Source organism: Wolbachia endosymbiont (group B) of Villa cingulata, assembly GCF_964028285.1.
Classification (GTDB): Bacteria; Pseudomonadota; Alphaproteobacteria; order Rickettsiales; family Anaplasmataceae; genus Wolbachia.
The window spans coordinates 64,316-86,311 of sequence record NZ_OZ034766.1; the positions used below are offsets into that span (position 1 = coordinate 64,316).

Sequence of the window (21,996 nt, forward strand, 5' to 3'; positions counted from 1 at the left end):
GAGTATGTCTATAGATATATTAAAGCTAGCGATTATTATTTTGCCTTTGTTAAATTTTGCATTTTTAGTATCATAGCTAATAAATATATCTTATGAATGTTATTAAGCTCTTAACCATTTTTATTTTAATATCCTCAAGTGCTTACGCGAGTTGTATAGGTCACAAAACTTTTGTGCTTGCCATGAAGCAGCAAGTAGATAATACGTTTATGAAAGGGAATAGAAAAAATTTAGAACATATACACGAAAAGCTTCGGAAGATCATTCAGAATAATGTTAACCTCAAAGAAATATCTCGATTTGTAATAGGGAAATATTGGAATTTATCTACTCAGAAAGAAAAAGAAGAGTTTCTAAAAGAATATGAAGTATATCTCGCGCGTTTGTGCGCTAAAATTTTGTATAAATACATAAATAATAGTGAAATGATCATAATGAGTACAAAAGCAGTTGACGATGAAACTTGTCTGATAGGAACAAGATTTTCTTATGGTGATGAGGAATTTACAAATATTGACTTTAAAGTTACTAAAAGTGACAGTTCTTTCTTAATAAACGATGTTGTAATGAGTGGAATAAGTATTGCTATTAATCAACGTTCTCAATTTAGTGAAAAGATCGACACGAATGGCATGGCAAGTGTAATAGATGAATTAAAACGTAACAATAATTTATGATATACATGCCTCATTGGCCTAAGCCGATTGGCAGTAGGCCAAAGGATTTTTCTCTTGATCGCATAAAAAGTCTTCTAAATAAACTGGGTAATCCCGAGAAAAAAATACCGCCAATAATTCACATAGCTGGCACTAATGGCAAAGGATCAACACTATCATTTATAAGATATATAATGCAAGCAGCAGGGTATAAAGTTCATACGTACACTTCTCCACATTTAGTGAATTTTAATGAGAGAATAGTTGTTGCAGGCACTGATGTCGATGATAGTGAATTACACAACTCACTGGAAGAATGCCGTATAGCAGTTGCGGAACAACCTATCACTCTATTTGAGGCCACAACAATTGCAGCTTTCTTAGCTTTTGCTCGTCATAAAGCGGATATTACTTTAGTTGAGGTGGGTATGGGTGGAAGGCTTGATGCAACAAATGTTATAGATAATCCGATCCTAACGATCATCACTTCCATTGCACTTGACCATACAGAATATCTTGGTCCTACCGTAGAAACCATAGCAGGTGAAAAGGCTGGAATAATGAAACCTAATGTTCCTTGCGTAATAGCACCACAAGAAAAATCTATAACGAACACATTAGAACATCATGCAATAAATAAGAAATCTCCTCTGTATAGAGGAGGACTTGAATGGAATTGCGAAAAACAGAATAACAGGATGGTCTTTCAATCGACTATTCAATCAATAGAATTTTCTTTGCCATCTTTAAAAGGAGATCATCAAATAATCAATGCAGGAAACGCAATTGCAGCATGTAGCATTTTGAGTGGGAAGTATGGATTTAATATTGGAGAAGAGGACATTGCTTCAGGTTTACAGAGCACTTATTGGCCTGCGCGGCTAGAGTCTATAAAAGAAGGTAATTTAATTTCTTTATTACCAAAAGATTGGCAATTATTTCTAGATGGTGCACACAACAATGATGGTGCCAGAGTGTTAGCTAGGTGGATAAAAGACAATTTTGCTGAAGGTGTTTATATGATCTTTGGTGTCACTCGCAATAGAAATGTGGCAGAGTTCTTAGAGCACTTAAAGCCATACATCAAACTACTATGCGCCGTTTGTGTTAAATCTGAACCTAAAGCAACAAGTACAGATTTAATCAGAGAAGGAGCTAATAATATAGGAGTAAATGCTATTGAATGTGAATCAATCAGAGATGCTATATCAAATCACATACTAAAAGCTTCTATACAAAACGTCAAAACCATACTAGTCTGTGGCTCGCTATTTTTAGCCAGAGATTTGAGTATGGAGAATAATCAACCTACTTGATGAGCCGAGACGTTAAAAGCACCATCAGGGTTTACAATGCTGCTTGGCTTTTCGGTTGATGCTCCTATAGGTACATTTTGTTCATCACCTATTCCTTCAGTTTTTACAAGATTTACAACTTTTCTCTCGTAGATTTCACTTGCTAAGTGTAGTAATAAACTACAATCTAGTACTGCAGCAAATCCAATGAGTATTTTACTGTCTACGCAACTAGATTGATACTGTAACACCAAACCTGCTATTAATAAAATAGGAGGAAGATAACTTGAAAATTGGGAAGTAAGAATTAGATATTTAAATGCTTTACTTTTGAACATTTCATCTTGTAGCTCTTCTTGATCTAAATTTTCACCTTGTTCCCGTTGAGAATTTTGCAAATCCACAGCTTCTTTAACTACAGAAGCTATCAAATAAACAGATAAGAAAAAAGTTGTAACAAATGTTATTAGGCTCGCACTAAACAAAATGCCAGGTGCATCAGTAAAATTAGCAGCCTTATATAGCTTCAACCCCAAGTAAATATACGACACTAATGACGAGACGGACAGTAGGAATCTTACCAAATTAAAAACAAAATAATACTTTGTACGCTTATCATTCTGACCTTGCTGAATTGACTGTAAACACCTTTTCCATTCCTCAGGAATGATTAATCCCTGATTCTTTCCACTTAGTGGTTTAATATATTGCAAAAGTGCTGCTTTATTTCTGTTAAAGGCCTGCATTTTTTCATCGCTACCTCCTGGTTTATCTGGGTGACACTTTCTTGATAACCTTCTATAATTTTTTGCTATTATATTAGATATTTCTAAGAAGTTACGACCTTCTACTTCTTGTACTTGAATGCCTATCTCTTTAAATAAACTTTCATTATAATTATATTCTCTTTTTCTTAACTTATACCCCATATCCCCACCTAATAAATTAACTAACTATTAATACTTTATAATATATAAATTTCCAAATCATGTCAATTATTTCATTCATGCTTATTGTATGAATTATTTCTTTCACGACTACCATGATAAGTGTATGAAAGTTATCATTTAGTGCATAATAGTGCTTCAATGTTTAGGGTTACAGTTTTCATTGGTCATTTGAGTAACTCAAATCCGGTTAATGCCAGTTCTATCTATCTTGTCACTTAAGTAGCCTCTATTTCAGCACAGGAATCTACTTTATAGTGATGTCATTCAAGTATCTGACATTGATTCCTTTATGATGCTGTCATCCCAGTGCTAGACACTGGGATCTAGTTAAATTTACGAGTATAAAAGTAATGTTAAAATACAATGTTTCCGATGATTATGAAAAAGCTGGATTCCAGCGTAACACGCTGGAATGACACCTTTTTTAAATTACTTTAGCAATAAATATCAAGAAATTTACCAAGCAAAAAAAAAGGCAAAAAAAAACCCTGTAGTGAGTTTTGACCCTATAATAATGTAAATTAGCATTGTAATAATGTGCTAACGCTTATTTTAAGCGCGATTTGGCTGAATGTAGAAAAAATTTAAAAGACATACAGCCGCTATAATTTTTATGTAATTTGCCAATAAATATCTGAGTTTTTTACTGAATTTTGTTGTTAAATCTGCAGAGATTAAAAACAAGGATAAATACTCTCACTATCATAGTAAGGGGGATGGCGTAATTTGTCAAGTTAAATAAGCTAACTTATTAACATGTGATAATTAGGCAGCTATTGCAGATTGAATGTTCAAATGATCACTAACTTTGAGGTTTTGGTTTCATCTATTTGCGGCTGACTAATCACAGTTCGAATGAAATTGGTTGCCATAAAGGTACAACCTAGAATAAAAAAAGCAACGGAAATAAAGGGGATAATAGGAAATTCAAGAGGTAATATAGATGTAATTCCTCCTATTAAAAATGAAACGTTAGATGTAATGTCGAGGCAGATCTTCATTAATTTATCTTGCCAAGAGGTATCGAGTTGCTTATTAAGGCCACACTGCCTAAAATGATCAGTTAATGACCATATATTTAAAGCAAGCGAAAGTGCACTTAGCATAGTGCTGACAATAGTACAGTACAAGCTTAAGGAAGAAATATTTAGGGCTAATGCTGCTGTATACCCCATCAAAGAAGCAATAGATAGTGCAGCAACCAAGCGTTTTGAATAAGTTCGTATTTTTTTTCCTGTAAATAAGCCTCTCTTTCTCATAACTCATGAACCTAGCAGTAAATGCATATTATCTCATAACATTAATTGACTTGAAAATCAATACAGAGTGCCCGGGAGAAGACTTGAACTTCCACAACTTGAAAAGTTACTAGCACCTGAAGCTAGCGCGTCTACCAATTCCGCCACCCGGGCTTTTTGTGATTTACTATGTTAAAATAAAATAATATACTCAAATAGTTTTTAGCTCAAAGGTAATGCCAAATCTAGATCAAATATTTTTTGCTCAGAACAATGTTAATATTAATAATGTATATAAAATAGTCAACAACGCTTTGAGCAATAGTGATGGTGGTGAGCTATTTTTAGAGTTTTGCCAATCAGAATCCCTAATTTTTGATGATAATATATTAAAACATATGGATTTAAATATCAGAAGAGGATTTGGTCTAAGGTCTTTTTGTGAAGATAGTACGTCTTTTGTTTGCTCTTCTGAGATTAGCGAAAAAGAAATTAGTAAAGCTGCTTCTATGGTAAAAAGTTCAGCATCTTTAAGCAAAACAAATTCAGTAAACTTAAATGAGGAGGCAAAAAGCCTGTATTCAACGATTAATCCCATAAATGAAATGGATCTGAGCTCAAAAATTAAACTACTCAATGAGATTAATGAGTATGTAAGGTCGAAGAATAACTGCGTGAAGCAGGTAAAAATAACTCTAAATGGAGAATGGCAAGTTGTACAAATAATAAAAGATGATCACAGGTTAAGCGATATTAGGCCTTTGGTACGTTTTAATGTACTAGTCATCGTAGAGAAAAATGGCCGAGCTGAGAGAGGTTCTGCAGGGCACGGTGGAAGAGACTCTTATAGTAAATTTGTTTCTGAGAAGAAGTGGAAAGAAGTTGCAAACCAAGCGTTAGAGCAAGCGCTAGTAAATCTTGAGGCAATTCCAGCTCCGGCTGGAGAGATGACAGTTGTTTTAGGTTCAGGTTGGCCAGGAATATTATTGCATGAAGCTGTAGGTCATGGACTTGAAGGTGATTTTAACCGTAAAGGAATCTCGGCATTTTCAAATTCTATGGGTAAACAAGTGGCAGCCAGTAACATTACTGTAATTGATGATGGAACTCTACCTAATTTGCGTGGTTCTATTAGCATAGACGATGAGGGTACTTTACCTGGCTATAATGTGCTTATAGAAGATGGAATTCTAAAAGGATATATGCAAGATCATATGAACGCTAAACTTATGGGTGTAAATCCAACTGGTAATGGTAGAAGAGAAAGTTACAAAGAAGTTACTATGCCACGCATGACAAACACCTATATGTTGCCAGGAAAATATACACCAGAAGAAATAATATCCAGTGTAAAGAGAGGCCTATATGCAGTAAATTTTGGTGGTGGACAAGTTGATATAACATCAGGAAAATTTGTTTTCTCATCTTCGGAAGCTTACCTAATAAAAAATGGTAAAATTACACAACCAGTCAAAGGAGCAACGCTAATTGGTGATGGGCCAACAGTGCTAAAAAAAGTATCAATGATTGGTAATGATCTAAAGTTAGATCCTGGTATTGGTACGTGCTCAAAAGACGGGCAAAATGTGCCTGTTGGAGTTGGTCAACCAACACTCAAGGTCGATGCAATAACTGTTGGTGGAACTGAATATGTAGATAAGGGCTAAGCGAACTCAGCTCATGCTGTACAATTGTACAAATATTGTAACCATTATTCAAGTAGCTCATATAGATGCAAAAACTACTTAACAAATCTCTTTGCCTTCCTTGCCATAACGTGTATAACAATCTCACAAAAAATAATATCATAGAATTCAATAGGTGATCTTTAAAAAATCCTTAAGGAAAGTAAAATACTGTTTAAATAGGCCGATATAGATGGTTTTACGATATAATAAAATTATTATAAACAAGAACTTATAAACTCTAGCAAATGAATTTGTGAGTTTAGTGGTGCTAGGAATACCTGGCTCTTTTATGTGGATTGACATTCTCAATAACCTGCTCTAGAGATAGATTATATAATTTTGACAAGGTTCTTGGCATGTGATATTTTTCTCGAATATAGGGAATGGTATAAATGACTTTATATCTATATCCAGCTCTAGGGGAAGATCTTCAATGTTTACGTCCATCCCTGATAAAGGATATTCTATGTCCATGTGCAGCTTTGGGAGATAGTTCTACTTTGAAGATTTCTTTCACTTTTACTATTGCGACTCCCGATTCCACTGAAATCACTCTTTCCCTTAATTCATATTGACATGGTGACTTCATTTATTCCCTCACTTTCAGCTTTTTCTTGCTTTACCATATCTCTTCCCCTCTTGTCTCTATCTTTATGTATTAAGCTATATAACTCAAAATCTTGATAAAATGCAGAAAAGTTTTTTTAATTTCAGCTCCATCCTCGAAGAGTTAGAAAATAACTTTAAGCAAGTTAGTCAGAATTTTTCTGACGCAAAGGAACAAGTTTTAAATTTAGCTGTCAACTCTGAAGATTTGGCAGGCAAGTTTCTTAATTATCACCCGAATATGTGCATAGTATAAAATTAGCTTGATAGACTTCAAGAGCTTTGCCTATGAAGTCAGTGTGCTTCTTGAAATGCAATATACTTTTATTACTTTAATTATGAAAATCTGTTAAGCCTTCTTGCCAATTACTACAATATTTTCACTTGGAAAAAAGTAGTCAGGTATAGCCATGTTTTCTGGTGCAGGACCGCCAATTACTCGGCCTGATGTGTCATAATATGAACCGTGACAAGGACAGAACCAACCGTTGCCGTCTTTTGTAGCGTGATCAACTGGTACACATCCAAGATGGGTGCATATTCCAATCATAATTAACCATTCATCTTTCCCTTTGTATACTCTTTTTTCATCTGATTCAGGATCTCTCAAATTTTCTACATTTATGGCTCTTGCAGCCTCAATCTCTTGTTTTGTGCGCTTGCGGATAAATACTGGCTTACCTTGCCATTTTACCTTTTTTCCTTGTCCTTCTTGAATATCAGATAGATTAACCTCAACCGTAGACATCGCTAAAACCTCAGCAGAAGGATTCATAGACTTAACCAATGGCCAAAGACCGCTTGCAGCTCCTATACCTGCCATGGCACACGTAGTTAATGTGATAAAATCTCTTCTACTCCTATTTTTGGCAAAATCTTTGACAAGAGATGTTTTTTTACTCTTCTCATTCGTCAATGATTTTTTATTTTTAGTTAACTTCTTATCCATCAATCTCTACTTGAACATAGACATATATTTTAATTTAAATACTATAGATTAATCAATAGAAATTTGCACTATTTGCTTAACCTTTGCTATATAGTTAAGAAGAAACAGAGTTTTCAATTTCGGAAATACTATCTTCAGTGGAATCAGGATCCTCAATTTTCGCTACTGACACCACCTTTTCTCTACTCTCTGTTTTAAACAGAGTGACTCCTTGAGTGCTACGTCCTGCAATTCTGATATCATTTACTGAAATACGAATTAACTTTCCTTTATCTGTAATAAGCATGATATTATCACCCTGTTCAACTGGAAAGCTAGCAACAACATTACCGTTTCTATCGGTAGTAAGGATATTTGTAATACCAACACCACCTCTATTTGTTACCCTATACTCATACGCAGAAGTTCTTTTACCAAAGCCATTTTCGGTAATAGTTAATATAAACTCCTCATTCACTGCAAGTTTTAAGAATAATTCGTTATCTATTCCTAAATCATTCAAAGTCTTTTCCAATTTAGAATCAATGGAGTTATTAATCGCAGCCCCCAGTCTTTTTGCAAGTGGAACTTTTAAGTAAAGTTCTTTTGTTTCTGTTGCTACACCTATCCCATTTAATATGGTCATGGATATCACGCTGTCATTCTTTGCAAGTTTGATACCTCTTACGCCATCTGAATTGCGACTTTTAAATTGACGCACATCACTTACAACAAATCTGATACTTTTGCCGAATCTTGTTGAAAGAAAAACATGATCAATTTCATTGCATACTTTAACTGATATTAACTTATCTCCTTCATCGAGCTTGATTGCTATTTTTCCATTGCTTGGAATATAGTGAAAATCCGCTAAAGAATTGCGCCTTATGTTCCCATGAGCAGTAGCAAAAACTATGTTTTGATTTTCGTCATTTTCACTTGGTAATGGCATTATATTAGTTATAGTTTCACCATCGCTAAGCGGGAATATATTAACAAGTGCTCTTCCACGTGCAGTTGGCTCTGCAAGAGGTAACTTATAAACTTTTAATCTATAAACTCGGCCAATATTAGAAAAGAATAAAAGGCTAGTATGGGTATTCCCAACAAATAATTTTGTGGTTACATCCTCTTCTTTTAATCCTTGTCCTAGCTTTCCTTTTCCACCACGACGCTGAGTTCTATAATGAGAAAGCTTCACACGCTTAATATAACCATTCATAGTTACGGTTATCACCATATCCTCTTGTGGAATTAGATCTTCAGCTTCAATGTCCGTATCTGATTCCTCTATTGAAGTTTTTCGCGGCACAGCAAATCTGTTCTTTATTTCTTGTAGATTGTTTTTTATTTCTTTCATCAACTTCTCTCCTGAGCCAAGAAAAGCGATATATTCTTTTATCAGGTTGATCATTGAACTTAGCTCAGCTTCTAATTTGTCTTTTTCAAGGCCTGTTAAACGTTGCAATTTCATGTCAAGAATAGCTTTCGTTTGCAGCTCAGTTAATCTATACACTCCGTCTTTCAAAAAGCTCATGCTGTCTGAGATTAATCCAATAATTGTGTTTATCTCAGCTGAAGTTTTCCATTCTTTATTTAAAAGTTCTCTACTTGCTTCCGCAGGATCTTTTGCACCACGGATGATTTTTATCACTTCATCTATGCTCAAGACCGCAATGTAGAGCCCTATATATATATGAGCTTTTTCCCTCGTTTTTCTTAGACGAAATTCTGTTCTCCTGATTAATACTTCTTTTCTAAAATCAACAAAAGCAGCTATGATTTCTTTTAATGACATCAAAGCAGGCCTGTTATTGTTGAGGACTAAAGTGTTAACACTAAAACTACTTCTTAGTGGAGTTAGTCCCAATATTTGATTAAGTATAAAACTTGCTTCAGCATTTCTTCTGAGGTCAATTACTACCCTAATACCAGACTTATCAGACTCATCCCTAATTTCTGTTATGCCATCAATTCTTTTTTCTTTTACAAGCTCACCTATCTTCTCAATTAATTTTACTTTATTTACCTGGTAAGGTATTTCATCAATCACTATTGCTTGCCTATCTTGTGGCAGGTCTTCCATGTGAGTCTTGCCTTGCACAACAATTGATCCACGACCCGTTGCAAATGCTGATCTTATTCCAGACCTTCCAAGAATCGTTCCCCCAGTTGGAAAATCCGGCCCTGGCATCACTTCAAGTAACTCATCCAAAGTAACTTCAGGATTATCTATATATAACATACAAGCATCTATTATTTCTCCAAGGTTGTGAGAAGGAATATTGGTTGCCATACCAACTGCAACACCGCTTGCACCATTTACCAATAGATTCGGAAATTCTGCAGGCAGTACAACAGGCTCTGTTTCATTTCCATCATAGTTTGGCCTAAAATCAACTGTATCTTCGTCAATATCATTTAGTAAAAAATGCGACACTCTGTGGAGCCTTGCTTCTGTATATCGCATTGAAGCTGGCGGATCTCCATCTATCGAACCAAAGTTACCTTGCCCATCAATCAGTGGTAAAAGAAGAGAAAAATCTTGAGCCATCCTGACCAAGGAGTCATAGATAGCCATGTCACCATGTGGGTGATATTTTCCCATTACATCCCCGACTATACGAGCTGCTTTTTTATACGGTTTACCGGCATCGAACCCAGCCCTCGACATTGCGTATAATATGCGCCTATGAACAGGTTTAAATCCATCTCGCACATCAGGTATAGCTCGACTTATGATCACACTCATTGCGTAGGAGAGATAAGAATCCTCTAGCTCTTTCACTATTGAAACTGGTACTATGTTGTCTTGCATTTTCTATACTTTGATTGAAATAATTGTAATATTAATATTCAACTAGGCTAATGGGCAATGACAGACTTGAACTGCCGACCTCCTCGGTGTAAACGAGATGCTCTACCAGCTGAGCTAATTGCCCCTCTAGATATAATTCTATAGTTCAATGTTGTTGTTGTAAACAAAAATAGCGATACAAGCAACTCTTATGGAATCGCTGGGTGCGCACTATGGAGTTGTATAAATTTTAGTCTTGCTGCTACCTTGTATAAAGGTATTCTTTCACTTGCATTTTTTGACATGTTCAACAACTTTGAATAACATGCTGTGGCATTTTTAAAATCTGAGAGCTTATCTAGAATAACAGCTAAATTATAGGTATAAAAAATATTGTTTTGATCTAAAGAAATTGCTGCTTTCATATATTCTTTAGCTTTTACGTAATCCCCTTTTTTCATATAGATCAAACCTAAATTTGCTGATAAAGGGGCGCTATTTCTGAGTGTATCATACAATTTCAACATTTCACTCAATGCTAAATTAGGATCATATTGTGAGATTATCGTCAGAAAATTCTTTAATACATAAGGGTTGCTAGGATATTCTTTTAACAGTCTTGTGTAAATCTCTACAGCTTTTTTAAATTCTTTGTTAGCGTAATAGATATTCCCTAGTCCAATTAAAGCACTTTCATGATAAGGAAATCTTGCGATAATCTGATTGAGGAGAGAAGTAGCTGTTTCACTATCTCCTAACTCAAAGGAATCTTTTGCTTTTTTTAAAATAGAGTATATGTCAAAATTCTTGCCAGAATTCTGCGAAATTTTGATATTAAATTTGTCACTTTTTCTCTCGAGAACATCAAGATCTTTATATTTTTTATCAGCTTTTATATGCTTGACAACACTATCAAAGACCTTCTGTATCTCCAAATTTTCACTAGCATAGGTAACAGAAGACCTCCATAAAATCACAACGCAAATTAACATGCAGACAAACATAGATCCTAGTGTTGTGGCATTGGCTGCAGCGCGTAACCAGTAAATCTTATTTCTTTGAACCATACGCAACACATTACAAATTCATAAATGCTAAATTACTTATCTAATATAATAATAAAGATATTATTAATTGGCAGATACTATTTAGAATGAGTTAAAAGAGCACTTTGACCTTACCCAGAAAAAGTAGACAGAAAGTTAAGACGTTTTTGAAGTAAAATAAAACGTTTTTTCAAAGAGGTGTGGTATGACAAAAAGAAAAGAATATACAGCAGAATTCAAAATTGAAGCTATAAGACTAGTAAAAGAAACAGGTCAATCATCAGCAAAAATAGCAAGAGATTTGGGTATTAGCGGTGATTCATTAAGCAGATGGGTAAAAACATACAATGATAGAATGTCTGGAGTAGATGCGTTTCCAGGAAAAGGGAAAGTAGCTCATTGTGACAAAGAAAAGTTTGATTTAAAGAAAGAGCTGGCAAGAGTAACGAGGGAAAGAGACATTTTAAAAAAAGCCCTGGGATATTTTGCAAACCAAAAAGAGTAAAATATTCTTTTATAAAAGAACATAAAAAATGCTATAAAATACGGGAATCATGCAGATTTTTGAACGTATCTGCTTGTGGTTATTATAAATGGATTACTAAGGAAAAAAACAACAAAAAATCAATAAGAGAAGAGCTCATACAAGATATTCAGAAGGTATATCGAGCATCACAATGCAGATACGGAGCTCCTAAAATTCACGCTGAATTAAAGGCTTTAGGTAAAAATTATAACATCAAAACAGTGCAAAATGTTATGCAGAAAAATGGCATTCAAGCTAAGCTTAGACGAAAGTTTAAAAGTAAAAAACCACAAATAGACAATAGAGTTATAACTCCTAACATATTAAATCAGAATTTCATCGCTGATCAACCTAACAAGATATGGGTAACTGATATTACGTACATAAAAACTAATGAAGGATGGTTATATTTGGCAGCAATAATAGATTTATATTCACGCATGGTGATTGGCTGGTCAATGAGTAATGCAGTAAATAGGCAATTAGTTATAGATGCGTTATTCATGGCTATTGGTAGGCGCAAATCTGCTAAAAATCTACTATTTCATAGCGATCAAGGATCGCAATACACCTCTAAAAATTATCAATTTTTACTAAGTACAAAAAATATTACTTCTAGTATGAGTCACAAAGGTTGTTGTTATGATAATGCTGTTTCAGAGAGCTTTTTTAGTTCACTTAAGAGAGAGTTACTCATTGATACTTCACAACACTCTGCACAACAAGCTAAAACCGCAATATTTGAATATATAGAAATTTTTTATAATAAACAGCGTAGACATTCTACTATTAACTATTGCATTCCTGAGCTTTTTGATTCATCATTCTCATAGCAAAAACGTCTTAACTTTCTGTCTACTTTTTCTGGGTAAGGTCACCCCTTCACTCCATTTCCATTACAGAAACTTCTTCGCTACTACGAGCTAATCCGCCCCTGTTTTTCGCATCGGTACTCTCATCCTCAGAGATCAGCTCTTTGGACTTCTCCCTTTTCATCGAAACGACAGGTTCCCGTAGTTCCATGCAATAGCCTAAAATAGATTCACGCCACTTTTATGCCGGACGCCACCTACCCAGTAAACAAGCTCCCAGTAGATTCATCCCAGGTTAACGACTACCCCCTGGTTTTGACGTCGTCTCTACGCTTTCGACACTTCATCAGTGGTTCACTTGCGTTCGTCTCTCTATTTCATACATGACACATAATTGTGCCTTTTCCATAACGCTCACTACCTTAGCTCTTTACCAAAGCAGCTTATGGCTGTTTGAAGCCTGCTCTTGCAAACCGGCTCCGAGGGGCCCTCCCTCATCTACTGCACAGCTTCAACACTTTCCGTGTTTCTACGGCGCACAGCCATCTCAAGTTATAGTTAAGCCTATATTCAGTGAATTACTTTCACAAGTGCAATTGATTTTAGTGTTATACTGTTCTAACAGTAAAGAAGTCATATAGATAATAATGTCTTTTGTATCCAAACGAATATCATTTTTTTTTGTTAATTTGCTCACTAATAATGTACTTATTGATTTATGTTCATTTACTACTTTTATAGTGAGTAGTGTTTTATCTTCTGTTTTAGTCAGTAAAATAGACACTAATTCAATTTGTGCCACTGCACTGATTATAGTTATCACCATATTGGAAATTATCTTATTTATTTTTTCAATTAAGTTTTCTGTAGGACATTCACTTACTCTCCACTGAAGCTTTACTTTTTTTTTAATAAATAATTTTCTATATTGGATTTAGTCTTAACAAAGCTGCAATTATCTGATGAATGAGAATACGCTTGCTTCATAACTTTATATTTATATATTAAATCATCGGAGCTTTCTTTAAGCAATGACAATGCTTCGTTTTGCATATTAGGGTTGTTTTCTTCAAGCTCTTCCAATCCACCCACTATTCCTTGCATAGAACTAGCAAAATCATGAAGAATTCGTCCTGATAGGCATTCTGTTATCAACATTATGTTTTTATTCATTGGATAAAAGTATAAATGATCTAAGTTAACCCTATATTGGTAGGCACGTAGTAGTCAATTTAAGAGAAAGTTTCGTTGCGCTTTTTGTGTCAAAGCATTAATGTAGTATTAATAATTATAAGATTTATGAAGGCGTTATGAATACTTATGCTAAATCTGGAATAGACCTTAAACTATATAACGAACTAATAAAAAAAGTTAAACCTATTATTGAAAAGACTAAAGGAGAAGAAGTAATTAGTGAAGTAGGATCATTTTCCGCATTGTTTGACTTTTCTTCGCTGAGTAAGAAATACGACCATCCAGTACTTGTTTCCTCAACTGATGGAGTGGGCACAAAACTATTAATAGCTCAAGAGGTGAATAAACATGATACTATAGGTATAGACTTAGTTGCAATGTGTGTAAATGATTTACTTGCACAAGGAGCAACACCTTTATTTTTCCTTGATTACTTTGCAACAGGCGTTTTAAACAAAAACGTTTTATTGTCTGTAATCCAGAGCATTGCAGAAGGGTGCAAGGAATCTAAAATAGCATTAGTTGGTGGAGAAACTGCAGAAATGCCTGGAATGTATGGTAACAATCACTATGACCTTGCAGGGTTTGTGGTTGGTGTTGTTGATCGAAAGCAAATTCTTCCAAACTGTAGTATAATGAAAGCAGGTGACTGTGTAGTTGGTTTAGAATCAAATGGAATTCACTCAAATGGATTTTCTTTGGTGCGCCATATTTTTAAAAGCTTAGGTATAAATTATAATGATATATCTCCATGGAATAATAAATCTTGGGGTGAAATATTACTTAAGCCAACAAAGATATATGTTGATTCTTTGTTGCCTATTATGCCAAAGGTAAAAGGCATTGCGCATATAACAGGTGGCGGGTTAATAGACAATATTCCAAGAATTCTCTCAGGAAATTTATTTGTAGACATAAATATTAATTCTTGGAAATGGCCAGATATATTTTTATGGCTGAAAGAAGAAGGCAAAATAGAAAAGAGAGAAATGTTAAAAACATTTAATTGCGGCATAGGTATAGTACTGATTGTAGATCCCGATAATATGAAGGATGTGGAAAGCCATTTCCAAAAGCGTGGAGAAAAAATTGAGATTATTGGAAAACTTGATGAAGCATGTCAGCCTCCACTTGATAGAGTAGTATTTAGTTAGTCTAACTTTACTGACAGTCTTTTTGCAACTTCTGAGTATGCTTCCTTTAAGTTTCCTAGATTTAAACGGAAAACATCTTTGTCTAGCTTTTTATGCGTATTTTTATCCCATAGCCTACAATTATCAGGGCTGATTTCATCGGCTAAAATGATTTTAGTGCTGTTGTTTATCAATTTGCCAAATTCTAACTTGAGATCAACTAAATATATATTTGCATTTGAAAATAGGTCGACTAAGATTTTGTTGATCTTTAAAGTTGTAGTTTTAACTTCTTCCATTTCTTTATTGGATAACCAACCAAAATATAGTATGTGATTTTCATTCACCATTGGGTCAGCTAGGTCATCATTTTTGTAAAAAAACTCGATTATAGGAGATGTAAGTGTCTCACCTTCTTTGATATTAAAACGTTTGCAAAAGCTGCCAGCTGCAATGTTTCTAACCACTATCTCAAGAGGTATTATCTTGAGTTTTTTGACTAGCTGTTCTCTTTCGTTTAGAGTGTTTATAAAGTGCGTGCTAATTCCTGCTTCTTCAAGCTTTTCCATGATAAAAGCACTAACATGATTATTAATTATTCCTTTGCCCTCAATAATTTCATATTTTTCCTTGTTGAACGCTGTAACATCATCTTTAAAGTGCTGTATGACATTTAACGAGTCTTCAGTTGCTATAATGGATTTTGCTTTACCTTCGTAAATGATTTTATTCGGTGACATGATTAATTTAGCTGTATACTATAAGATAATATCAAATTGCTGCTTAGTTTACTACAAATTTGCTAATGACGTTTAGTGTTACAGTGTTAACCATATTTCCAGAAATGTTCCCCGGGTTTTTGAACTATTCTCTTGCTGGAAGAGCGTTGGAAAAAAAAATATGGAATCTTGAAATAGTAAATATTCGTTCTTTTGCTAAAGATAAACATTCAACTGTGGATGATGTTCCATATGGAGGTGGAGCAGGGATGGTTATGCGCCCAGATGTGATTGGTAATGCAGTTGATAATGTGCTTTCTGCTCATAAAAATACTAGATTTATTTATATGACTCCATCTGGTACAAAATTTAATCAGAGCATTGCAAAGGAGCTAACAGAAATTCCTCATGTAACAATATTGTGTGGTCGATTTGAAGGTGTTGACCAAAGAGTAATTGATGTGTATACTCCTTATGAGTTAAGTATTGGAGATTATATACTTTCGGGAGGTGAGCCAGCTGCAATGGTGGTTCTTGATGCATGTATTAGGCTTCTTCCAGGTGTAGTAAATAATTTCGATAGCGTTGCTGAAGAAAGTTTTAGTTATAGTGGCGGTATGCTTGAATATCCTCAATATACTAGGCCTGAGCAGTGGAGTAGGTATAAAGTTCCTGAGGTTCTGTTGTCTGGCAATCACAGAAAAATAAGTGATTGGAGAAGGGAACAGTCATATGTCAGAACAAAGGAACGTCGACCTGAATTGTTGAATGGAGATGATAAATGACAAACTTGCTTGAAAAATTTAACGAACAACAAATACAAAGATTAGCCAAAGAGATGCCAGCTTTTTGTCCTGGCGATGATTTGAAGGTCACTTTTAAGGTAGTTGATAGTATGGGTGAGCGTATACAGATATTTGAGGGCGTATGTATATCAAAAAGAAATCGTGGATTACACTCTTCTTTTTCAGTTAGAAAGGTAAGTCATGGAGAAAGTATAGTGTCACAATTTTTTGTTTACTCTCCTGCATTAATTTCAGTACAAGTGATGAGAAAGGGAAAGGTCCGTAGAGCAAAATTATATTATCTGTGCAAGCTATTTGGGAAAGCTGCAAGGATCAAAGAACGTACTACTTATGTTAAAAAAAAATCTAAGTAGATACAATAGGGAGTGATGTCAATTGTATCATCTCAAAACCCTCTCTTATTATCCCAATGTATGACGCACAACTGTACTTTGCCTCCTGCTGTGGTGTCATCCCAATGTTTGACACTGGGATCCAGATTCTCCTTTTGGTTTGTGCTTTCATGAGAAATATAAAAATTATTTGCAGGCAAAGCCTGTTAGATCTCAGTGTCAAGCACTGGAAAAAGGGGAAAGTCTTTTCAAACCCTCATGTAAAGAAAAGTAAATGGGTATAATAAAGAAAAACTTCCTTAAGTTACTTCAATCTAAGCGCGTACATGCTCGTGTAAAAAGAAAAAATAAAAAGAACAGCATTTTATGCTTTTGCTCTTTTACAGCACTGATTGTCTCAGTTGGGTGTCCTATATGTATATTACTAAGTATATTAGTTAACTCTTATAGTGCTTTAACAGTAACGAAAATTTTATTGCCAGTTGAAATAAATGCTGATCTTACTTTAACAAATAATCCTAGTGATTTGCGGTATAAGTCCATTGGCTTACTCAACGATTCTTTACGTAAGGTGTTTAAAGAAACTGATTTTAAAGACAGTGACGAAATTTTAAGTCGTAATTCTTACAAAGAACTAGAGAAATTTTTTCGTAAGAAAGTGAAAGATAGTGGTGAATATGAGATCTGGTTTACCGCATCGAGTGTGATCAATTCACTATATAAAAATAAATGTTTGAATGATCATTATGCTAAATTACTTGATTGGTTAAAAGAGAAGGGAAGAGTAAGAAAATTTTTTAATAAGTCTCTGTTTCTTAAGTCTGATTCTCGTGAGCCTGAGAATGCAGGGATTTTAGGGGCATTTATCGGTTCATTAATGACAATTATAGTATGTTTAGCGTTGGCATTGCCAATAGGAATTATGTCAGGTATCTGTCTTTATGAATTTATGCCTAGAAATAGGCTAATAACCAGTATTGTAGAAATTAGCATGAATAACCTTGCTGCAGTGCCTTCGATAATATTTGGTGTGGTAGGACTGACTCTCTACTTGGGCATATTTGGTTTACCCCGTTCTTCACCGCTTGTTGGCGGGATGACTCTTTCATTTATGATGCTGCCTAATATTATTATTGCAACAAAAAATGCCTTTACAAACGTTCCTATTGCAATAAAAGATGCAGCGTTTGCGCTAGGTGCACCTCACATCAAGGTGATATTGGATCACTCTTTACCGATTGCGTTGCCACGGATAATACATGGTGCAGTGCTTGCAATTGCAAGGATTTTAGGCGAATCTTCCCCTTTACTTATGATAGGCATGGTAGCATTTATTGCTGATACACCTACATCCTTCTTCGATCCGGCAACTGTTTTACCTGTACAAATATACATATGGTCAAGTAGTCCTGAAATTGCATTTATTGAGCTTGCTGCCATTGCAATTATAGCTTTATTGTTAATGCTATTTGCTTTGAATTTAATAGCAAATTTTGTAAAAAGAAAGTTCGAGTTTTTTGATTCATGAAAATTACAATCCTATCTGGTTATGGCTTAAATTGCGAAAAAGAAACTGCATTTGCATTTATGGAATGCAGCAGAAAGCTTGGTATTAATAATATTGAAGTAAAAATCGTTCACATTAATGATATTATAGATAATCCAAGTGAACTGAAATTAAGCAATATACTTGCAATTCCAGGAGGTTTTTCCTATGGTGATGATACTGGCGCTGGTAATGCATTTGCTTTGCGTATAAAAAACAACTTGTTAGACGAATTTCAAAATTTCTTATCTCAGGATAAGCTTATTATAGGGATATGTAATGGTTGCCAGATATTAGTAAAATTAGTTCCAGAATTCTCTAATCTAGCTTTAACCTCTAATGATATAGGTAATTACCAATGTCGTTGGATTAGAGTGAGAGTTAATCCGCAGAGTAGTTCTGTTTGGCTACGGGGCCTGAGTGAGCTATATCTTCCTGTTGCTCATGGAGAAGGCAGGTTTTTTATGGATCAAGATATTTTAAATCAATTGATTGAAAATAATTCCGTTGCACTGCGTTACGTTGATGAAAATGGTGACTATGCAAATTTACAATTTCCTTACAATCCAAACGGATCTATATACGACCTGGCAGCTTTGTCAGACAAAAGTGGTAGAGTTTTAGCTTTAATGCCTCACCCAGAGAGAGGAATATTTTTTACTCAGCAGGATAACTGGCCTCTTGAAAAAGAAAAATGTAAACGTTCAGGAGTGGCTATGCCAAAATATGGTGATGGAATGCTCATATTTGAGAATGCACTAAAATATTTTGCGTAAGTATTACAATACGTTACATACAACAAGTTTTTAAGCCATAAAAAGTTACTTGATCAGGTCCTGTTATGACAATAAATCCTTATCTTTGATCTGCAGAGTAGCTTTCTCTAACGTTAGGGATATAATTGCTCCACTTTCCAATTGCTTTTCTCAACAAGAGTATATCTAAATCTAGTGTGTCTCCTATATTCACCTTCTTGCCAAAATTCAATTACCTTTGGGATTACGCAAAATCCCACCCAAAAGTCAGGACGAGAAACTTGTGTATTGTGAAATTCTTTCTCTTTCAATTCTATAGCCTGCTCAAAATCTTGCCAATTTTTCAGAACTCTTGATTGTTTTGAGCACCACGCGCTAATTTGACTATCACGTGCTCGAGAAGAGAAATATTCGTCAGCCTTTTTGCCGCTTAGAAGAATAACTTCTCCTTCAATTCGTACTTGTCTAGAAAATTCTGTCCAATGAAATACGAGTGCAGCTTTGGGGTTCTCAGTCAATTCTTTTCCTTTTCTACTGTTTACGTTAGTAAAGAACACAAAACCTTCTTTACTATATTCCTTTAGTAATACCACTCTTGCAGATGGAATGCAGTCTTTGCTACACGTTGCTAGCGTCATTGCAGTTGACTCTTTACACGGAGAATTAAGTACTTCTTGATACCACTTTGAGAACAAATCAAAAGGATCTTTTTCAGGTAAGAGTGTCATATGCAAAAATAAAATTTAATTCTGACATGCATTGCAAAAATAAGTGCTACGACCATTTTGTCGTATAAGTGTTATGATATTGTTGCAGATTCTGCAAGGTTTTTGCACTTTACCATATACGTAAAAGTTATTTTGAAAGTATCCAGCAGATCCAGATGGTTGTGCATAATCTTTCAGTGTTGAACCACCAGCAGCAATTGCATCACTCAGAGTATTTTTTATTTCGATAGCAAGTTTTTCGCACTCTATATATGTTAAATCTTGTGCTAGCCTAAGTGGTGATATGCGAGCTCTAAATAAGCTCTCAGAAGCATATATGTTACCTACGCCAACTATTAGCTTATTATTCATTAATACTGATTTGATATTTGCTTTTCTGTTCTTTAGCAACTTCTGTAAATAATGTCCGTCAAATTCATCTGTGAGGGGTTCTATTCCTAGGTTATTAAAAAAATTTAGTTCTTGCTCTCTGTTTAAAACAATCACTAATCCAAACCTTCTTGGGTCATTAAAGATTAGTGAAGTGTTGTCAGAAAATAAGAATATCACATGATCATGTTTGTTCTGTGCTTGATTGTCTTCAGCATATATAAGCTTTCCGCTCATGCCAAGGTGTATGATTACAGCCATACTAGCATCTATATTCGAGATTATATATTTACCTCTACGCTTGATATCATTTATAACTTTGCCCTTTAGCAAATCATCAATATTCTTCGTTATCGGTACACGCAAATTACAATTATTGACTGTCACATTGCTTATTTTCTTATTTTTGATTTTATCAAATAAGAAGTTAGAGATTACTTCCACTTCTGGGAGTTCTGGCATCTTGTCTACTCTGTTGCTGTTTTTTTCTTTTTAGAATATTTTGCTTTAAAGCTTTTGCCAATCTTTTTCTCTCTTCTTCTTTTTCCTTATTTTTTTTCATGTTATTCATTATCATAATACGTGAACTTGCCGTTGTAGCTCAGGTGGTAGAGTACGTCATTGGTAATGACGAGGTCCCAAGTTCGAATCTTGGTAACGGCACACTGAATTATATTCATGTTATTGTAGACGTAAAGTAATTAATAAGGTTTAAGGTAGGAGCAAGAAATGGTAGAAAATGTAGTTATAGATTTATCGCACTGGAAGCAGGATATAGATTTTAAGTTAGCGAAAGAAGATGGAATATTAGGAGTTATGCACAAAGCTACACAAGGGCTGAAATATGTAGATCCAACATATGAAGAAAGGAGAAAAGTAGCTGAAGAAGAAGGATTGCTTTGGGGAGCATATCATTTTGGAGTAGGAGAAAAAGGAAAAGATCAAGCAGAGCATTTTTTGGAAAAAATTGGAGATGCTTCCCAAGTGCTGCTTGCTCTAGATATTGAAGAAAATGGGGGAAACAATATAACGCCAGAACAGGCAGAAGATTTTGTTAATCAAGTTCATAAGGCAACAGGGCGCTTACCACTAATTTATGGAAGTGCTTACTTTTTACAAGATTTTGCAACGCCAACTTTAACGAAATGTCCACTCTGGATAGCAAGATGGGGAGAAAGTCCAATTTTACCGAAAGGATGGAATGACTGGATTTTGTGGCAGTACACTGATGGTCAGACGGGACCTGAGCCGCATTCAGTAAAAGGGATCGGACCATGTGACAGAGATAAATTTAATGGAACATTGGAAGGGCTAAAAAAGTTCTGGCTAACAGGAGAATAATGCTATTAAAAATTTTAGAACAGTTATTTTGACAGGTGTGTTATGGGCTTCAAGAACATCTTTAATAAGATAATAGAATTTGTTTTGGGTAGTAAATTAAGTATAGAGCTTGATGAATATAAAAGTAATTTTTCTTTTATGGTAGATGTTCTAGTTAGCTCTCTAAAAAATGATAATAAAAGCAGCAGCGCTGCAATTGATGGAATGGTAGATCTAAAAGAAAGGAACAACGACTTATTAGACAAGCTTTTTGCTAATTGGCAAAGTAAACAAAGACAACTTTTGTATATTTGTATATCTTTGTTAGTAGTGAGTATCTTACTTATATACTCTCACTTAAAGTCTTTTTCACAATTAGCTGGCATAATTATGAGTATCTTTACTTAAAGTGTTCTAATAGACTACAAAGTTTAAAAGAACAAAGGTTGTAGAGGTTTTCTATGTTCTTATCATCATAGCACTGCTGCTATAGTAATAACACTAAGAATAACTATAAGTTTCTTTGAATGATAGTTGAAGTTTGATTGAAAT

25 protein-coding genes and 3 tRNA genes are annotated in these 21,996 nt (G+C 34.6%); 13 read left to right on the forward strand and 15 right to left on the reverse strand.

The window, feature by feature from the left end; genetic code table 11:
• Positions 1-92: 92 nt before the first annotated feature.
• Both ABWU52_RS00345 and ABWU52_RS00350 read left to right on the forward strand, forming a co-directional pair.
• On the forward strand, positions 93-677 hold the full coding sequence (locus ABWU52_RS00345; RefSeq protein ID WP_353276969.1) for a phospholipid-binding protein MlaC: 585 nt from the start codon (positions 93-95) through the stop codon (positions 675-677).
• Positions 674-1,972, forward strand: a complete 1,299-nt coding sequence (locus tag ABWU52_RS00350; RefSeq protein WP_353276971.1) for a bifunctional folylpolyglutamate synthase/dihydrofolate synthase — start codon at positions 674-676, stop codon at positions 1,970-1,972. Before ABWU52_RS00345 ends, ABWU52_RS00350 begins: the two co-directional genes overlap by 4 nt.
• Here the strand turns inward: ABWU52_RS00350 and ABWU52_RS00355 are convergent.
• The 3 genes from ABWU52_RS00355 to ABWU52_RS00365 all read right to left on the reverse strand — a co-directional run bounded on the left by ABWU52_RS00355 (position 1,960) and on the right by ABWU52_RS00365 (position 4,313).
• Positions 1,960-2,880, reverse strand: a complete 921-nt coding sequence (locus ABWU52_RS00355; RefSeq protein WP_353276973.1) for a J domain-containing protein — start codon at positions 2,878-2,880, stop codon at positions 1,960-1,962. The genes ABWU52_RS00350 and ABWU52_RS00355 overlap by 13 nt on opposite strands.
• Before the next feature lie 812 nt (positions 2,881-3,692).
• Positions 3,693-4,160: a hypothetical protein gene (locus ABWU52_RS00360; RefSeq protein ID WP_410541980.1), complete on the reverse strand. Its 468-nt coding sequence runs from the start codon at positions 4,158-4,160 to the stop codon at positions 3,693-3,695.
• 68 nt (positions 4,161-4,228) lie between these two features.
• A tRNA-Leu gene (locus ABWU52_RS00365) sits at positions 4,229-4,313 on the reverse strand.
• A gap of 62 nt (positions 4,314-4,375) precedes the next feature.
• Between ABWU52_RS00365 and tldD the strand changes: the two genes are divergently transcribed.
• Positions 4,376-5,806 carry a metalloprotease TldD gene (tldD, locus tag ABWU52_RS00370; RefSeq protein WP_353276975.1) on the forward strand — a complete coding sequence of 477 codons (1,431 nt, stop codon included), beginning with the start codon at positions 4,376-4,378 and terminating at the stop codon, positions 5,804-5,806.
• A 451-nt stretch (positions 5,807-6,257) separates the two neighbouring features.
• Here tldD and ABWU52_RS00375 read toward each other — a convergent pair whose 3' ends face one another.
• The 5 genes from ABWU52_RS00375 to ABWU52_RS00395 all read right to left on the reverse strand — a co-directional run bounded on the left by ABWU52_RS00375 (position 6,258) and on the right by ABWU52_RS00395 (position 11,234).
• Positions 6,258-6,416 carry a hypothetical protein gene (locus tag ABWU52_RS00375; RefSeq protein WP_353276976.1) on the reverse strand — a complete coding sequence of 53 codons (159 nt, stop codon included), beginning with the start codon at positions 6,414-6,416 and terminating at the stop codon, positions 6,258-6,260.
• Between the two features lie 366 nt (positions 6,417-6,782).
• Positions 6,783-7,382 (reverse strand): ubiquinol-cytochrome c reductase iron-sulfur subunit, encoded by a 600-nt coding sequence (gene petA, locus ABWU52_RS00380; RefSeq protein WP_353276978.1) that lies wholly within the window; start codon positions 7,380-7,382, stop codon positions 6,783-6,785.
• A 94-nt stretch (positions 7,383-7,476) separates the two neighbouring features.
• Positions 7,477-10,179 carry a DNA topoisomerase (ATP-hydrolyzing) subunit A gene (gene gyrA, locus ABWU52_RS00385; protein WP_353276980.1) on the reverse strand — a complete coding sequence of 901 codons (2,703 nt, stop codon included), beginning with the start codon at positions 10,177-10,179 and terminating at the stop codon, positions 7,477-7,479.
• Positions 10,180-10,230: 51 nt separating this feature from the next.
• Positions 10,231-10,303: transfer RNA gene (locus ABWU52_RS00390), tRNA-Val, on the reverse strand.
• Between the two features lie 64 nt (positions 10,304-10,367).
• On the reverse strand, positions 10,368-11,234 hold the full coding sequence (locus ABWU52_RS00395) for a tetratricopeptide repeat protein (protein WP_353276982.1): 867 nt from the start codon (positions 11,232-11,234) through the stop codon (positions 10,368-10,370).
• Between the two features lie 175 nt (positions 11,235-11,409).
• Here ABWU52_RS00395 and ABWU52_RS00400 point away from each other — a divergent pair, with 175 nt between their 5' ends.
• Positions 11,410-11,709, forward strand: a complete 300-nt coding sequence (locus ABWU52_RS00400) for a transposase (RefSeq protein WP_064085359.1) — start codon at positions 11,410-11,412, stop codon at positions 11,707-11,709.
• A complete protein-coding gene (locus ABWU52_RS00405; protein WP_353277659.1) occupies positions 11,685-12,563 on the forward strand; it encodes an IS3 family transposase in 879 nt (292 codons plus the stop codon). Before ABWU52_RS00400 ends, ABWU52_RS00405 begins: the two co-directional genes overlap by 25 nt.
• Before the next feature lie 49 nt (positions 12,564-12,612).
• On the opposite strand, the gene ABWU52_RS00410 is transcribed toward ABWU52_RS00405, so the two are convergent.
• The 3 genes from ABWU52_RS00410 to ABWU52_RS00420 form a co-directional block, all read right to left on the reverse strand.
• Complete coding sequence (locus ABWU52_RS00410; protein WP_019078704.1) at positions 12,613-12,753, reverse strand: hypothetical protein; 141 nt, start codon at positions 12,751-12,753, stop codon at positions 12,613-12,615.
• 336 nt (positions 12,754-13,089) lie between these two features.
• Entirely contained in the window at positions 13,090-13,455 is a 366-nt protein-coding gene (locus ABWU52_RS00415) for a histidine phosphotransferase family protein (RefSeq protein WP_125855783.1), read from the reverse strand.
• A complete protein-coding gene (locus ABWU52_RS00420; RefSeq protein ID WP_012481935.1) occupies positions 13,440-13,715 on the reverse strand; it encodes a hypothetical protein in 276 nt (91 codons plus the stop codon). The genes ABWU52_RS00415 and ABWU52_RS00420 overlap by 16 nt, the downstream gene beginning before the upstream one ends.
• Before the next feature lie 137 nt (positions 13,716-13,852).
• On the opposite strand from ABWU52_RS00420, the gene purM reads away from it, so the two are divergent.
• Positions 13,853-14,890 carry a phosphoribosylformylglycinamidine cyclo-ligase gene (purM, locus tag ABWU52_RS00425; RefSeq protein WP_353276984.1) on the forward strand — a complete coding sequence of 346 codons (1,038 nt, stop codon included), beginning with the start codon at positions 13,853-13,855 and terminating at the stop codon, positions 14,888-14,890.
• Here purM and purC read toward each other — a convergent pair.
• Positions 14,887-15,609 (reverse strand): phosphoribosylaminoimidazolesuccinocarboxamide synthase, encoded by a 723-nt coding sequence (gene purC / locus ABWU52_RS00430; protein ID WP_353276986.1) that lies wholly within the window; start codon positions 15,607-15,609, stop codon positions 14,887-14,889. The two genes, purM and purC, sit on opposite strands and share 4 nt — an antisense overlap.
• Before the next feature lie 65 nt (positions 15,610-15,674).
• Between purC and trmD the strand changes: the two genes are divergently transcribed.
• The 4 genes from trmD to ABWU52_RS00450 all read left to right on the forward strand — a co-directional run bounded on the left by trmD (position 15,675) and on the right by ABWU52_RS00450 (position 19,048).
• Positions 15,675-16,373: a tRNA (guanosine(37)-N1)-methyltransferase TrmD gene (gene trmD / locus ABWU52_RS00435; protein ID WP_353276987.1), complete on the forward strand. Its 699-nt coding sequence runs from the start codon at positions 15,675-15,677 to the stop codon at positions 16,371-16,373.
• Positions 16,370-16,747 (forward strand): 50S ribosomal protein L19, encoded by a 378-nt coding sequence (gene rplS / locus ABWU52_RS00440; protein WP_214249838.1) that lies wholly within the window; start codon positions 16,370-16,372, stop codon positions 16,745-16,747. Before trmD ends, rplS begins: the two co-directional genes overlap by 4 nt.
• Positions 16,748-17,000: 253 nt before the next feature.
• On the forward strand, positions 17,001-18,254 hold the full coding sequence (locus tag ABWU52_RS00445) for a PstA family ABC transporter permease (protein WP_353276988.1): 1,254 nt from the start codon (positions 17,001-17,003) through the stop codon (positions 18,252-18,254).
• Positions 18,251-19,048, forward strand: a complete 798-nt coding sequence (locus ABWU52_RS00450) for a phosphoribosylformylglycinamidine synthase subunit PurQ (RefSeq protein ID WP_064085770.1) — start codon at positions 18,251-18,253, stop codon at positions 19,046-19,048. Before ABWU52_RS00445 ends, ABWU52_RS00450 begins: the two co-directional genes overlap by 4 nt.
• A gap of 113 nt (positions 19,049-19,161) precedes the next feature.
• Here the strand turns inward: ABWU52_RS00450 and pdxH are convergent, their stop codons facing one another.
• Genes pdxH through ABWU52_RS00465 form a run of 3 tightly spaced genes read right to left on the reverse strand, consistent with a single transcriptional unit; the run spans position 19,162 to position 20,686 of the window.
• On the reverse strand, positions 19,162-19,755 hold the full coding sequence (gene pdxH, locus ABWU52_RS00455; protein WP_353276989.1) for a pyridoxamine 5'-phosphate oxidase: 594 nt from the start codon (positions 19,753-19,755) through the stop codon (positions 19,162-19,164).
• A 15-nt stretch (positions 19,756-19,770) separates the two neighbouring features.
• On the reverse strand, positions 19,771-20,586 hold the full coding sequence (gene mutM / locus ABWU52_RS00460) for a bifunctional DNA-formamidopyrimidine glycosylase/DNA-(apurinic or apyrimidinic site) lyase (RefSeq protein WP_029237631.1): 816 nt from the start codon (positions 20,584-20,586) through the stop codon (positions 19,771-19,773).
• Positions 20,552-20,686: a hypothetical protein gene (locus ABWU52_RS00465; protein ID WP_255324779.1), complete on the reverse strand. Its 135-nt coding sequence runs from the start codon at positions 20,684-20,686 to the stop codon at positions 20,552-20,554. Before ABWU52_RS00465 ends, mutM begins: the two co-directional genes overlap by 35 nt.
• A gap of 28 nt (positions 20,687-20,714) precedes the next feature.
• On the opposite strand from ABWU52_RS00465, the gene ABWU52_RS00470 reads away from it, so the two are divergent.
• From ABWU52_RS00470 to ABWU52_RS00480, 3 genes are all read left to right on the forward strand, one after another.
• Positions 20,715-20,787: transfer RNA gene (locus ABWU52_RS00470), tRNA-Thr, on the forward strand.
• Positions 20,788-20,853: 66 nt separating this feature from the next.
• The gene (locus tag ABWU52_RS00475; RefSeq protein ID WP_353276992.1) at positions 20,854-21,465 is read left to right on the forward strand and encodes a glycoside hydrolase family 25 protein; all 612 of its coding nucleotides are present in this window, start codon (positions 20,854-20,856) and stop codon (positions 21,463-21,465) included.
• 42 nt (positions 21,466-21,507) lie between these two features.
• Complete coding sequence (locus ABWU52_RS00480) at positions 21,508-21,852, forward strand: hypothetical protein (RefSeq protein ID WP_353276994.1); 345 nt, start codon at positions 21,508-21,510, stop codon at positions 21,850-21,852.
• Positions 21,853-21,996: the final 144 nt, after the last annotated feature.

Bases quoted from the DNA above. Each gene is read 5' to 3' on its own strand.
- ABWU52_RS00475 (WP_353276992.1), top strand. From the start codon at position 20,854: ATGGTAGAAAATGTAGTTATAGATTTATCGCACTGGAAGCAGGATATA.
- ABWU52_RS00420 (WP_012481935.1), bottom strand. From the start codon at position 13,715: ATGAATAAAAACATAATGTTGATAACAGAATGCCTATCAGGACGAATT.
- ABWU52_RS00410 (WP_019078704.1), bottom strand. From the start codon at position 12,753: ATGGAACTACGGGAACCTGTCGTTTCGATGAAAAGGGAGAAGTCCAAA.
- ABWU52_RS00480 (WP_353276994.1), top strand. From the start codon at position 21,508: ATGGGCTTCAAGAACATCTTTAATAAGATAATAGAATTTGTTTTGGGT.
- ABWU52_RS00445 (WP_353276988.1), top strand. From the start codon at position 17,001: ATGGGTATAATAAAGAAAAACTTCCTTAAGTTACTTCAATCTAAGCGC.
- ABWU52_RS00465 (WP_255324779.1), bottom strand. From the start codon at position 20,686: ATGAAAAAAAATAAGGAAAAAGAAGAAGAGAGAAAAAGATTGGCAAAA.
- ABWU52_RS00375 (WP_353276976.1), bottom strand. From the start codon at position 6,416: ATGAAGTCACCATGTCAATATGAATTAAGGGAAAGAGTGATTTCAGTG.
- trmD (WP_353276987.1), top strand. From the start codon at position 15,675: ATGACGTTTAGTGTTACAGTGTTAACCATATTTCCAGAAATGTTCCCC.
- ABWU52_RS00450 (WP_064085770.1), top strand. From the start codon at position 18,251: ATGAAAATTACAATCCTATCTGGTTATGGCTTAAATTGCGAAAAAGAA.
- gyrA (WP_353276980.1), bottom strand. From the start codon at position 10,179: ATGCAAGACAACATAGTACCAGTTTCAATAGTGAAAGAGCTAGAGGAT.
- purM (WP_353276984.1), top strand. From the start codon at position 13,853: ATGAATACTTATGCTAAATCTGGAATAGACCTTAAACTATATAACGAA.
- rplS (WP_214249838.1), top strand. From the start codon at position 16,370: ATGACAAACTTGCTTGAAAAATTTAACGAACAACAAATACAAAGATTA.
- ABWU52_RS00350 (WP_353276971.1), top strand. From the start codon at position 674: ATGATATACATGCCTCATTGGCCTAAGCCGATTGGCAGTAGGCCAAAG.
- pdxH (WP_353276989.1), bottom strand. From the start codon at position 19,755: ATGACACTCTTACCTGAAAAAGATCCTTTTGATTTGTTCTCAAAGTGG.
- ABWU52_RS00360 (WP_410541980.1), bottom strand. From the start codon at position 4,160: ATGAGAAAGAGAGGCTTATTTACAGGAAAAAAAATACGAACTTATTCA.
- ABWU52_RS00355 (WP_353276973.1), bottom strand. From the start codon at position 2,880: ATGGGGTATAAGTTAAGAAAAAGAGAATATAATTATAATGAAAGTTTA.
- purC (WP_353276986.1), bottom strand. From the start codon at position 15,609: ATGTCACCGAATAAAATCATTTACGAAGGTAAAGCAAAATCCATTATA.
- petA (WP_353276978.1), bottom strand. From the start codon at position 7,382: ATGGATAAGAAGTTAACTAAAAATAAAAAATCATTGACGAATGAGAAG.
- tldD (WP_353276975.1), top strand. From the start codon at position 4,376: ATGCCAAATCTAGATCAAATATTTTTTGCTCAGAACAATGTTAATATT.
- mutM (WP_029237631.1), bottom strand. From the start codon at position 20,586: ATGCCAGAACTCCCAGAAGTGGAAGTAATCTCTAACTTCTTATTTGAT.
- ABWU52_RS00400 (WP_064085359.1), top strand. From the start codon at position 11,410: ATGACAAAAAGAAAAGAATATACAGCAGAATTCAAAATTGAAGCTATA.
- ABWU52_RS00345 (WP_353276969.1), top strand. From the start codon at position 93: ATGAATGTTATTAAGCTCTTAACCATTTTTATTTTAATATCCTCAAGT.